Genomic DNA, 13,176 nt, shown 5'->3' on the forward strand with positions numbered 1-13,176 from the left:
TGCTCCACCAGGTGCTCGTGGACCAGTCGTTCAATCTTCGATTCCAGCGTCGCAGTGGGTTTCGTTTGCATCCGCCACGGGTTGCACACCGCGACGACGGCCTCAACACCACCCCTGAACGGTTACCCACAGGCAGCCTGCTTCCTTGGGAGCGGTCTTGTGCTCGTTCTCCGCCCAGTCCGCGAGATGATCACTGTCGGCCATGGTCTCTCCTCAGTCCTGTTCCTGCTTCGACACACCTTCCGCCATGACGTGCACACCCCGCACGTCGTGCAGGCCATCTCCCAACAGGACATGCCCGCGCCACAGCAGCGTCACCTGTCCCGCGTCCGCGTCCAGGATGACGGTATCCAGGCGCATGGGAGGCTTCGCGTCCTCCGTGCCCGCCAGCTCCACGGTGACGACGGGAGGCGCCTGACCTGGCAGCGAGAAGGCCAGCCGCCCCTTCGGCGACGCGCCGGCGATGATGACCGCCTCGTCTCCCTTCAAGTACCCCGGCGCCACGAGCCCCGGCGCCGCCGCGTTGAAGAAGCGCCGGTCGAAGTCCTTGGGCAACAGCGGCTTGCGCGTCTTGCTCCACGCCTCGTCATACGTCCCCGCGTACCTCGCCCGAGGCTGCCAGTCCGGTGACGTGAAGCCGAACCCCACCGGCGTCACCCGCTGGCCCCACTCGCGCAGCGGCTCCGCCGGGTCCTCCAGGTTGGGCAGCCTCAACCCCTCCTCGAAGTGCCTCGCGCTGGCGCGAAAGCCCGTGCCCACCGGGTTGCGCGGCTCGAAGGCGGGCCTCTCCTTGTCCGTCCTGTCCCACCCACCGAAGGCCCGCTCCCACAGCAAGGCAATCCGTTCAAACGGCAGCGGCTTCGTCGCCGCCACCCGCCCCAGGCTCCGGAACCACGTGCGCTCCCCCAGCACCCGCACCGCCTTCTTCAGCGGCCCCACCTGCAGCGCCACCAACACCTCCGTGTCGCCCTTGCGCTGCGCGCACGCATGCCCCAGCAGCACCACGTCCGTGGCCGGCTTGATGAACGCGCCCTCCACCTCATACCGGTAGCTGGACTCCCCCGGCGCGCCCCAGGGCTCCCCCTGCCAGCTCACCTTCGGCTGCTCCTTCACCAAGGAGAGTCCCGCCTCGCCCAGCGCATAGGTCGCTTTCGCCACCAGCAGGAGCAGCGGGCGCCCCTCCTCGTCGCACAGCCCCATCCAGTCCAGGGCGAACGGCGTCTCGTTCTCGACGGTGGGATGCCCCATGGCACGCGCCCCCCAGGCACCGGGCGGAAAGCCCTTGCGCCGGACAGGTATGTCACTGTAGCAGGCGCCCCCGCTTCGCGAGGAGGCCCCGTTCCAGGGCGCGCTGAGCAGTCGTCACATGGGCTCATTCCCGCGCCAGCAATTCCTCTCAAGGAACGTTTGAATTCCTGACAGGGTCCACCGTGTTTCAGTCTGGGTCGACTTCTACCGCCTGATTCTCCCTGTGAGTTTTCACCCCGCACCGAGTCTGGCCGTTTCTTGCTCAGCAAGGAAAAACACGTAAATGTGCTTTACGAAACAGGTTGTGAAATATAACGAAACATGAATTCGTCATTTTGTATTTGAAATCCTGATTCCAGGTGTGTCACGAATATCCGGTCTTTTACCGGAGGTAGTGCGTTTGGCTCATCGAGTCCTGAAGACGATTGGCGCGGCCTGGCTGGGAGTAGCGCTCACGGCGTGCGGCGTGGAGTCCACGGGAGGAGAGACGAAGGCTCCTGACGCGAAGTCCGAAGGAGACATCCAGGGCTCGCTCGGGAAGCTGCCGAACGCGGGCGTGCTGGACGTCTACGCGGATGGCATCCCCTCCACGGTGGTGGGTGAGCTGGGCAAGGTCGAGCGGACGCTGTCCGCGCTGTCCGTGGGCCACGCGGCCTTCGCGGCGGCTCCCGCCCTGGCGAACATCGCCCCGGTGTTCCGCCTGAGCGCGGACGACATGTTCCTCAGCAAGGCCCGCACCGACGCCCAGGGCAACCAGCACCTGCGCTACAAGCAGACGTTGAACGGCCTGGAAGTGGTGAACGGCGAGCTCATCCTGCACGTTCGCGCCGACGGCCAGGTGTACGCGGCCAACAGCTCCGCGCGTGGCGGCAAGAGCCTGTCCGCGGTTCCCCGCGTGGACGGCGCCCTGGCGGCCCGTGCGGCGGCGAACGCGACGGCCGGCAGCGGCATCACCACCGAGGGCGAGCCCAAGCTCGTCTACGTGCGTGACGAAAACGAGCAGCTCTTCCTCGCCTGGCAGGTGCGCGTCGTCGGCACCCAGGTGGAGGGCATCCCCCTGGTGGACGACGTGTTCGTCGACGCCCGCGGCCAGGCCGGCGTGGTGGCGCGTCACCCGCGCATCCACTCGGCGCTCAACCGCCGCGTGTACTCGGCCAACAACGGCAGCAGCACCCCGGGTACCCTGAAGCGCAGCGAGGGCCAGGCCGCCATCGGCGACGCCCACGTTGACATGAACTACGACCAGCTCGGGTACACGTACAACTGCTACCAGGCGCTGTTCGGCCGCGACTCCATCAACAACGCGGGCGCCACGCTCATCAGCACCGTTCACTACGGCAACAACTACGTGAACGCGTACTGGGACGGCACCCAGATGGTGTACGGCGACGGCGACGGCGTGAACTCCATCGAGCTGGGCAAGGACGCGGACGTCACCGTCCACGAGCTGACCCACGCCGTGACGGAGAACGAGTCCAACCTCACGTACTCCGGCCAGTCCGGCGGTCTGAACGAGGCGATGTCGGACACCTTCTCCGCCATCTGCGAGAGCCGGGCCTCCGGCACCTGGAGCACCGCGGCCGCCATCTGGATGATTGGCGAGGACGTGTGGACGCCGGGCACGGCGAACGACGCCCTGCGCTACATGGATGACCCGAAGAAGGACGGCGCCTCGCTGGACTACGCCTCCGACTTCACCTCCGGCACGGACGTGCACTACAGCTCGGGCATCCCCAACCTGGCGTTCGCGCTGCTCTCCAAGGGTGGCCTCCACCCGCGCAACCGCTCCACCATCAACGTGCCGGCCATCGGCGTCGAGAAGGCCGCCCGCATCTGGTACAAGGCCAACACCGACATCTACACGGCCTCCACCACCTTCGCGCAGGCGAAGACGTGGACCATCCAGGCCGCCGCGGACCTCGGCTATGACCAGGCCACGCAGGATGCCGTGAAGGCCGCGTGGGAAGCGGTGGGCGTGGGCATCACGGTTCCGCCCCAGCCGTCCACCCCGCTGACCAACGGCACGCCTGTCACGGGCCTGTCCGGCAGCACGGGCAACCAGAAGTTCTACAGCCTGGTCGTCCCGGCCGGCGCCACGAATCTCAAGTTCACCCTCGCCGGTGGCTCGGGCGACGCGGACCTGTACGTCCGGTTCGGCTCGCAGCCCAGCTCCTCCACCTACGACTGCAAGTCGGAGAGCAGCAGCAACGCGGAGACGTGCACCATCACCACCGCCCAGGCGGGCACCTACCACGTGCTCATCAGCGCGTACGCCAACTACTCCGGCGCGACGCTGACGGGCTCGTTCACCACGAGCGGCCCCACGGGCAACGTGCTGCAGAACAACGTGCCGGTGACGGGCCTGTCCGGCGCCGCCTCCTCCGCCGCGAACTACACGATGGCGGTCCCCGCCAACACCCGGGTGACGTTCACCACCAGCGGTGGCACGGGCGACGCGGACCTGTACGTCCGGTTCGGCGCGGCCCCCACCACCACCACCTACAACTGCCGTCCGTACCTGTCGGGCAACGCCGAGACGTGCGCCCTGACCAACACGACGTCGGGCACCTACTACGTGATGGTGCGTGGCTACTCGGCCTACACCGGCCTCACGCTGAAGGGCGTGTACTAGTCCTTCACGTCACATCGCTGGACTGAAGCAAGCACCCGGGGGCCCATCGCGGCCACCCGGGTGTTGTCTTTTGGGGGGGGACAGGTCTCGCTCCGCTCACGCGGACGCGTCAGCCGGACCCGACGTGCGCAGCTCCACGGTGAAGGTGCTGCCCTCGCCGGGCGTGCTCTCCACGTGGAGGGTGCCTCCGAGCGCCGTGACGACCTCCCGCACCAGGTGGAGCCCCAGTCCCAGCCCGCCGTAGGCGCGCACGGAGACGGCCCGCTCGAAGCGCTCGAAGATGTGGGCGAGCCGGTCCGCGGCGATGCCGATGCCCTGGTCCTGGACGCTCACGCGCACCACGTCCGCGTCGACCCGCGCGCGAAGGGTGATGGGCTTGCCCGGGCCGAACTTGAGGGCGTTGGACAGGAGGTGGACGAGCACCTGCCGCAGCCGCGCCGCGTCCCAGCGGCCCACCATGGGCCCTCCCTCGATATCGAGTCGCAGCTCGCAGCCGGCGCGCTCCAGGGGCTCTTGAAGCCGGCGGGTGACGGAGTCGATGACCTCCCTCAGGTCGACGCGCGACAGGTGCAGGTCCAGCCGTCCCGCCTGGAGCCGGGAGATGTCGAGCATCTCCTCCACGAGCGTGGCCAGCTTCAGGCTCTGGCTGTCGAGGGTCCGCAGGCCGCGGATGGCGATGGGCGGCAGCCCCTGGGGCGTGTGCCGCAGCAGCGTCTGCACCATGAGGCGCAGGGAGGTCAGCGGCGTGTTGAGCTCGTGGGAGGCGACACTGAGGAACTCGTCGCGCAGGCGGATGGCATCCTGGGACTCGCGGTAGAGGCGGGCGTTGTCGATGCTGGCGGCGACGCGGCGGGACAGCTCCTGCGCCAGCCCCAGGTCCACCTCGTTGTAGCGACGCCCGGGCGTGTCGGAGATGAACGTCGCGACGCCCAGCGTCTTGCCTCCGGCGATGAGCGGCACGTGCATGGCGGCCCGTGAGCCCAGTTCGCGCAGGCGCTCGACGTACTCGGGGCCGTGGCCGTGCTCGTGCAGCATGAAGTCGGTGACTTCCGCGCGCAGGAAGGGCTGGCCCGTGCGCAGCGCGTGGATGATGGCGGGTGGAGACGTCCAGTCGATGGGGTACTGCTCCAGCAGCTCGTGGAGGAGGGTCTCCTTCGCCGGGTCCACATGGGCCACCGCCAGCGTGCGCAGCGTGTCGCCCCGCTCGACGACGGTGAGCATGCACCAGTCCGCGAGGAAGGGGACCACCAGCCTCATCGCCTTGCCGAGCGTCTGCTCCAAATCGAGCGACTCGGCGAGCACGAGCCCGGAGTCCGCCAGGAAGCGCAGGGCCCGCTCCGCGCGGCGGCGCTCCTGCACCTCTACGTGGAGCTGCTCGAACAGGCGGCTGTTCTCCAAGGAGATGGCGATTTGCGACGACAACGTGCGCAGCACCCCCACGCGCTCCGGGGTGAAGGCCCGGGTGGCCAAATCGTTCTCCAGGTAGAGCACGCCCACCGACTTGCCGTGGCGTTGGATGGGGATGGCCAGCGCGGACTTCACGGCGCGCCGGACGACGTAGGCGTCGCGGGTGAAGCGGCCCTGGTGCGCGGCGTCCGCCAGCACCAGCGTCTCCCCGGTGCGGAAGGCGTGCTCCAGCAAGCTTGTCGGCACCTGGCTGGCGTGGGAGAGGAGCGTGCGCTCCAGGCTGACGGGCTCGGAGATGGCGCCGACGGCGCTCACGCGCAGGGCGCCGGCTTCGTCCAGGACGAGCGCGCCCCGGGTGGCGCCCGCCGCCTCGAAGCACACCGCCATCAGCTTCTCCAGGAGCCGGTCCAGCACCACCTCGCCCACCAGCGTCTCCGATGCCTTGAGCAGCGTGAGCAGGTCCAGCGACGCGCCGGGTGCATCGGGGCTCGTCTGCGTGACGCCCGGCTCGCTCCAGGGGCGGTCCACCAGGGACTTCAGCTCCGGGAACTCCTCCTCCAGGAGCGCCACCTTGGCCTGCGCGCCCCAGCGCGTGTAGCAGTCCAGGGCCGCGCGCAGGTGCAGCGTGGCGAAGCGCTTGTGGTGCAGGTGCTGGTGGAACCTGCCCGCCAGCTCGTTCGCCAGGGCTTCGTCCTGCAGGAAGCCCTGGGTGTGGGCGCCGTCGATGGCGCTGTCGTACAGGGGCATGGCCTCCAGGTGTCGCCCCTCCAGGCGGGCCATCTCGGCCGCGACGAGCTGGTGCTTGTGGCGGAAGTTCTCCGGGCACGTCCGGGCCCAGGCGCCGAGCCGCCGCTGGTTGTCGTTCATCAATCCCAGCATCGCGTCCTTCTCCGCGGGCAGCCGGGTGGCGCGCGCCGCCAGCGTCAGCGACGTGAGCAGGTTGAAGTCGACGTTGCGGAAGGAGCCCTGCGCGAAGTGCTCGTAGGGCAGGGCCTCGCGCGACATCCGCAGCGCCTCGTCGAAGTCACCCAGCACGTACGCCACCAGCAGCCTCAAGAGGGCGTGCAGGTAGATGCTGGTCTGCGCCGCCTGCCCGGAGGCGATGAAGTCCCGCTCGTTGAAGTCGTCGTCCTCCAGCCGGGCGAGCTGGTGGGTGCGGCCCTGGAGCGCGCGGATGGCCTGACGGGTGAGGGTGGACACGTCCGCTATCACCTGGACGCCCGCGCGACGGGCGAAGGACAGGCTGGTGTCGATGGAGCCCAGCACGCGCACCAGCTCCGTGCCCATGGCCAGCTCGGTGGAGACGACGGAGGAGAGCGCGTAGCTGGTGAACTGGAGGTCGCCGCTGGCAAGGCCTGTCGTCACGGCGCGGCGCAGGAGCGACAGGCTGGTGCGCAGGGGCGCGCGCCAGTGGTTGATGTTGAGCGTCAGCGTGATGAGGGCCCGGCACTCCTGACGCGCATCCCCCATCCGCCGCGCCAGCGCCACCGCCAGATGGCACCAGGAATAGGCGGCCGTGGGATTGCCCTCGCTGGCGAGCATCAATCCCTGACAGGCATACACGGACGGGGCCCAGCGCGAGTTGCCGTGCTCCAGCGTGAGCTCGAGCGCGAGGGTGTTGAGATAGGAGAAGAGGTTCGGGTCCACGAAGAAGGCGGGCGTGACGAGCTCGGACAGGAGCTGCACGCACGCCAGGTGGCGCGGGTCATCTATCGACGGAGCGTCCAGCAGCTCCTCCACCGCGCGCCCGCGCAGCAGGTGCTCCACGCGCTCCCGCTCGGCCGCGAGCGCCTGGGCATGGCCATACTCGGGCAGCTCCAGTCCGAAGAGGAGCAGGCCCTCCCGGCCCGCGCGCAGGGCCTCCGCGTAGTGGCCGTTCATCAGCAGGGCCAGCACCTGGAGGACGTACAGGTCCACCTTGCGCGGGGCGGAGGCGGCGTGCTCGTGCGCGGTCTGGAGCAGCGCCTCGGCCAGCTTGCCGTTGCCGGACAGGTAGGCGCACTCCGCGGCCTCCTTGTGGACCTGGAAGATTCGTTCGTGCTGCCGGCCCCAGTCCTCGGGGGGGAGCAGGGACAGGCCGCGCGTGAGGTACACCAGCGCCGCGCCGAAGGCGGAGGCCTCCTTGGCCTTGAGCCCCGCGCGGAAGAGCAGCTCCGCCAGCGACTGGCGCTCCTGGGTGCTGCCCAGCTTGCGCACGCCGAGCGACAGCTGGTCCACCACCGCGAACAGGCGCTCCTCGAGCACGTCGCCCCGCGCCCCGCGCAACAGCTCCCGTCCCGCCGCCAGGTGCAGGGACTCGCGCTGGTCCTCGGTGAGCAGCGAGTACGCGGCCTGGCGGACGCGGTCATGCGCGAAGCGGTACGCGGCCCCTGGCGTGGTGACTTCGTCCGTCCGGGCGCGGGGGCCCTGCGGCTCGTTCTCCGGGATGAGCAGCCCTTCGCGCAAGAGGCTCCACAGGGCGGACGCGGTGTCCTCGGTGCTCGACTGGACCAGGGCGGACAAGAGGCTCAGCTCCACCCGGTCTCCCAGACAGGCGGCGACCTCCAGCACGTCCTGCGCCCGCTCCGGCAGCCGACGGATGGCGGCGAGCATCAGCTCCACCACGTTCTCCGTCACCTCCACGCCGCGCAGCCGCTCCAGCTCCCACGTCCACGTGCCGTGCTCCAAATCGAAGCTCAGGAGTCCGGACGAGTGAAGCAGGCGCAAGAGCCGCGTGAGGAAGAGGGGGTTGCCCGCCGTCTTGGCCAGGAGCAGCTCGGCCAGAGGCGCCACCTCCGCGGGCTCGCGGCGGAAGGTGTCGGCGCACAGCGCGGAGATGGCGTCGACGTCCAGCGGCGGCAGCTCGAAGGTGTGAGAGGGAATCGCGCCCTGCTCCTCGAGCGTGCGCAGCAGGCGCGACAGCGGTTGCTCGGGGCCGACCTCCTGGGAGCGCCACGCGCCGATGAAGAGGACGTGGAGCGAGCCGGGGTCTCCGCACAGGCTCTTGAGGAGCTGGAGCGAGCCGGGGTCCGCCCACTGCAGGTCATCCAGGAAGACGATGAGGACGTGTCGGGGTGTGGCCAGCGCCTGCACGAAGGACTGGAAGAGGAGGTGGAAGCGCGCGGAGGCCTCCACCGGCCCCAGCCTGGGTGGCAGGGGCTGCGGGCCCAGCAGCTCCTCCAGCGCGGGGATGACGTCGCTGATGACGCGCGCGTGGGGACCCAGGGCGCCGAGCAGGCGCTGACGCCAGATGTCGCGCGCGTCGGGGGCCTCCTCCATCAGCTCGCGCAGCAGGCCCTGGAAGGCCTGGACGAAGGCGGAGTAGGGCACGGTGCCCTGGAGCTGGTTGAACTTGCCGGTGAGCAGGCGGTCGCCGCGCGCCGCGTCGCGCGCCAGCTCGTGGACCAGCGCGGACTTGCCGATGCCCGCCGCGCCCGGCAGCAGGAGCAGCTCGCTGGTGCCCTGGCGCACCCGCTCTCGCGCCGCGCGCAGCTCCACCTGCTGTGGCGCTCGGCCATACAGCCGCTCCGGGAAGGTGAGCTGACGGGCCAGGTCCAGCCGCCCCAGCTCGAAGTCACCCGGCAGGTCCGTGCCGTGGCGACGGCGGACCTCCTGGAGGTCCGCGAGGAGGGAGTCGGCGCTCTGGTAGCGCTCCTCGGGCATCTTCGCGAGCAGCTTGAGGACGATGTTGGAGACGACGGCCGGGACGGCGGGGTTGGCGAGCGCGGGAGGCGCGGGCGGCCGGGCCAGGTGCGCGTGGACCAGCTCCACGGGGTCCGCGGACGTGAAGGGCGGCAGGCCGGTGAGCAGCTCGTAGAACGTCGCGCCCAGCGAGTAGAGGTCGGCGCGGTGGTCGATGAGGCGGTTCATCCGCCCCGTCTGCTCCGGGGCGATGTAGGGCAGGGCCCACTGCAGCTCGCCCGGCATGTCCCCGGAGGGCGTGAGCCCGGAGACGCGCGTGGCCAGGTCGAAGTCGATGAGCGTGAGGCGATGGCCGGTGGCGCTCATCACCAGGTTGGTGGGGTTGAGGTCGCGGTGGATGACGTGCTGCTGGTGCAGGCGGGAGAGGATGCCCGCGAGCTGGAGCGCCAGCTCCATGAAGACGTCCAACCCCACCGGCTTGCGCCGCAGCCACTCCTGCAGGTTGTGCGGTCCCGCGTCCTCCAGCACCAGGGCGAGTGGCTGCGAGGGCTCCTCGGCGAGCGAGACGACGCGGGAGATGTCGGGCACCACGTCCCGCAGCTCGCGCAGGAGCGCCTCTTCATGGCGCAGCATGGGCTCGGAGCCCGCGGCGAGCGGCCCCCGGCGAATCTGCTTGATGACCAGGGGCTTGCCGTCCTGCCCCCACGTCCGCAGGACGACGTACCGACGCCCGCGATGGATTTCCTGAAGCCCTTCGGTGCCCGGCGCCTGCCACATCGTGCCCTCGCCGTGAAAACCCTCCGTCCGGCGCCGCGCATCCGGGCCCGAGCGGCCCCGCCACGCGCGGCTCGCCGCTGTCTTCACGATTTGGACGGAGGGGCTTCACGGCACGCGCGGTGACGTGCGGCCCGCCGGGGCCTCGCACGGCTCGCCGGGAGTGCTCAGCTCACGCGCCGCAGCTCCGGCAGGTCCTCGGGCCGCAGCGCCCAGACGGGCGCGGGTGGCAGCGCGGAGAGGAAGCCCGTCTGCACCGCGGGAAAGCCATCCACCTGCGCCGCGTCCGGGAAGAGCGTCCCCGCGCGCACCAGGCTGCCCGCGCCCACCATGCAGCCCCGGCCCAGGCGGCTTCGGTCGCAGAGGATGGCGCCCGGCTCCACCACCGTCCCCGCGCCGACGAAGCAGGCGTGCACCAGACAGCCCGGCCCGATGAACACCCCGTCCTCGATGACGAGCGAGCCGCCCGGCTGCAGGTGCACCACCGCGTTGGCGTGGATGCGCACGCCCGCGCCGATGCGCAGCGGGACGTGGGACTCGCCCACGATTCTCACGCCGGGGCCGATGATGGCGCCCGGGCCGATGAGCACGTCGCCCGTCACCTCGCAGGAGGAGAACAAGGTGGCGCTGGGGTGGACGAGCGGGTGCTTGTCCCGGAAGGAATACAGCTGACCCATGGGGGCATCCTCGGCGCGATCTCTCGCGAAGAAGGGAGTGAGGGGTTGTTCAGGCAGCGTGAGCGTGCCGCCGCGAGCGGTGCGCAGGCGCTCCAAATCCTCGGTGTCGACGCGGCGCACGACGCGCGCGGGCCGACCCACGACGACGGAATCGGAGGGCACCCACATGCCGGAGGGCACCAGCGTGCCATCCGCCACCAGGCAGCGGTCTCCCAGCTGCGCGCCGGGCATGAGGATGGCGCCCGCGCCCACGTCGCACAGGTGGCCCGCGGACGCGCCGAGCACGAGGCTCCGGGGGCCCAGCGCCGTCTTCTCTCCCACCGCGACGGGGAGTCGGGCCGAGCCGATGACCACGGCGTTCTCTCGGACCGACGAGCCCGCGCCCAGTTGAACCGCGCCTTCCGGAGAGCACACCACCGCGCCTTGCGCGACGTGGACCCCCGGTCCCAGGTGCACGCGTCCCAGCACGCGGGCACTGCTGGCCAGACGGAAATGCGCGGCGCCCTGGCTGGGTTCGGAGGGGGCCGTTACACGCGAGAAGCTCGTCACCATGAGTGAGCCCAAGCTACACCTCGGCTCGCGACGGAAGGACGGCCCGGCGGCGCTGGATGGATGTTGGAGGCAGGACGGCAAGCCCCTCGGGACTCCGTCTCCGGTACGGGGCGGAAGGCGTCCACGCACATCTGTCCTGGCATGAAGTACAGGCGCACACCTGCCCGGTTGCTCCACGGACCTCCGCGCCTCGCCGGGCTCCCAGGTCAGCCGCTGGCGCGGGCCCGCGTCCTGGACGGGGCGACTCCTACCTGCCAGAAGGACGCGGGTTTCGGGGCGGCTTTGGAGGCTGGAAATGTCGGAGGTGGAAGTGCCGTCGTCGTCGGGACCCGCCGTGGGATTCTGGGCGTCGCTGAAGGAAGCCATGCACGGCACGGAGCGGGACCTCACGGGCCTGCCGGTGAAGCGCGCCATCTTCCTGCTCGCGGTCCCCATGGTGCTGGAGATGGTGATGGAGTCCATCTTCGCCGTGGTGGACGTCTTCTTCGTCGGGCGGCTGGGCGCGGATGCCGTCGCGACGGTGGGCCTGACGGAGTCGCTGCTCACCATCATCTACGCCGCGGCCGCGGGGCTGAGCATCGGCGCCACCGCGCTGGTGTCGCGCCGCATCGGTGAGAAGGACCCGGAGCGCGCCGCGCGCACGGCGGTGCAGGCGATAGGCCTGGGGGCGCTCCTGGCCATCCCCATCTCGGTGGCGGGCGTCGTCTTCGCACGGCCGCTGATGGGGCTGATGGGCGGCTCGCCGTGGGTGCTGGAGCAGGGCGTGCGCTACACCCAGGTGATGCTCGGCGGCATGGGCAGCGTGCTGCTCCTGTTCCTCATCAACGCCATCTTCCGGGGCGCGGGCGACGCGGCCATCGCCATGCGCGTGCTGTGGCTGGCCAACGCCATCAACATCGTCCTGGCGCCCATGCTCATCTTCGGCGTGGGGCCCTTCCCCGAGCTGGGCGTCATGGGCGCGGCGGTCGCCACGACGTTCGGCCGCAGCTGCGGCGTGGTGTACCAGCTCTACCGGCTGGCGCGCGGCAGCGGGCGGCTCCAGGTGCGCCGCGAGCACCTGCGGCTGGAGCCGGGGACGATGCTGGCCATGCTGCGGCTGTCCGGCGCGGGCACGGCGCAGTCGCTGGTGAACACCTCCAGCTGGGTGGTGCTGGCGCGCATCGTCGCGACGTTCGGCAGCGCGGCGGTGGCGGGCTACACCATCGCCATGCGCATCGTCCTCTTCGCGCTGTTGCCCTCATGGGGCCTGGCCAACGCGGCGGCCACGCTGGTGGGACAGAGCCTGGGCGCGAAGCAGCCGGAGCGCGGTGAGCGCGCGGTGTGGACGGCGGGCGCCATCAACGCCGTCTTCCTGGGCTCGCTGGGGCTCTTGTTCTTCGTGTTCGCCCGGCCGCTGACAAGCAGCTTCTCGCCTGACGCGGCGGTGGTGGACCACGCGTCGCACGCGCTGCGCATCATCAGCACGGGCTTCCTCTTCTACGCCTTCGGCATGGTGCTGACGCAGTCCTTCAACGGTGCGGGAGACACCGCCACGCCCACCCTCATCAACATCTTCTGTTTCTGGATGTTGGAGCTGCCGCTGGCGTGGGTGCTGTCGGGGCCCGGGGGCATGGGGCCCTCGGGCGTCTTCCTGGCCCTCACGGTGGCCTTCTCCATGCTGGCCATCGTCTCCGCCGTGCTCTTCCGGCGAGGCACCTGGAAGCTCCGCCAGGTGTAGCGAAAGCTCCCGGGCGCGCCACCTGGCGAGGCGACTCAGCTTCAGGGGCAGTAGGGGCAGGTCGGCATGCCCGGGTTGTCCGCCTGGAACTGCGCGTACACGCGGCAGTTGTCATTGCGCTTCCCCGTGTCGCCCTGGCAGCCGTAGTGGTACGCGGCCTGGCAGAAGGCGGAGGACTGCGGGTCCGCCGAGGGGCCCGAGTACGGGCGGGTGCACGCGCTGGAAGTGCCACCGCACTCGTCCGCGTCGTCCTTCAGCTCCGAATACGAGCACGAGCTGCCTTCACCGTAGGAGGAGCAGGTGCTGTCGGACGGGCACCACTTGCAGGAATTGGCGACGTACTCGCTCGCGCAGGGTCCGCAGGTGGAAATCTCGGTACAGACATCCTCCTCCGTGCAGGCGGACAGACCGAGGGACAGCGCGAGGAGCGCGAGCAGGGTGGCGTGACGTGACACGGTGACTCCAAGTACCGGGGGGACCCTGGATTTTTGTCGGAGCCTCTTCTCCAGGCAATGAGTCCGGAATCATCCAGGCCGCTTCCCGCGTGG

General features: G+C 70.2%; 6 protein-coding genes. 2 read left to right on the forward strand and 4 right to left on the reverse strand.

Annotated features, from left to right (window positions below; genetic code table 11):
- Window positions 1-213: 213 nt before the first annotated feature.
- Window positions 214-1,248, reverse strand: coding sequence for a DUF2169 family type VI secretion system accessory protein (locus LZ199_RS44510; RefSeq protein WP_253999922.1), 1,035 nt, complete (start codon window positions 1,246-1,248; stop codon window positions 214-216).
- A gap of 394 nt (window positions 1,249-1,642) precedes the next feature.
- On the opposite strand from LZ199_RS44510, the gene LZ199_RS44515 reads away from it, so the two are divergent.
- Window positions 1,643-3,880, forward strand: coding sequence for a M4 family metallopeptidase (locus LZ199_RS44515; protein WP_253999923.1), 2,238 nt, complete (start codon window positions 1,643-1,645; stop codon window positions 3,878-3,880).
- Window positions 3,881-3,976: 96 nt separating this feature from the next.
- Here the strand turns inward: LZ199_RS44515 and LZ199_RS44520 are convergent, their stop codons facing one another.
- Together LZ199_RS44520 and LZ199_RS44525 are read right to left on the reverse strand one after the other, a co-directional pair.
- Entirely contained in the window at window positions 3,977-9,772 is a 5,796-nt protein-coding gene (locus LZ199_RS44520; protein WP_253999924.1) for an AAA family ATPase, read from the reverse strand.
- 77 nt (window positions 9,773-9,849) lie between these two features.
- Complete coding sequence (locus LZ199_RS44525) at window positions 9,850-10,923, reverse strand: gamma carbonic anhydrase family protein (protein ID WP_253999925.1); 1,074 nt, start codon at window positions 10,921-10,923, stop codon at window positions 9,850-9,852.
- Window positions 10,924-11,206: 283 nt separating this feature from the next.
- Between LZ199_RS44525 and LZ199_RS44530 the strand changes: the two genes are divergently transcribed.
- The gene (locus LZ199_RS44530) at window positions 11,207-12,628 is read left to right on the forward strand and encodes an MATE family efflux transporter (protein WP_253999926.1); all 1,422 of its coding nucleotides are present in this window, start codon (window positions 11,207-11,209) and stop codon (window positions 12,626-12,628) included.
- A gap of 41 nt (window positions 12,629-12,669) precedes the next feature.
- Here LZ199_RS44530 and LZ199_RS44535 read toward each other — a convergent pair whose 3' ends face one another.
- Window positions 12,670-13,083 (reverse strand): hypothetical protein, encoded by a 414-nt coding sequence (locus LZ199_RS44535; protein ID WP_253999927.1) that lies wholly within the window; start codon window positions 13,081-13,083, stop codon window positions 12,670-12,672.
- Between the last annotated feature and the right edge of the window lie 93 nt (window positions 13,084-13,176).

The organism is Myxococcus qinghaiensis, assembly GCF_024198215.1.
Taxonomy (GTDB): domain Bacteria; phylum Myxococcota; class Myxococcia; order Myxococcales; family Myxococcaceae; genus Myxococcus; species Myxococcus qinghaiensis.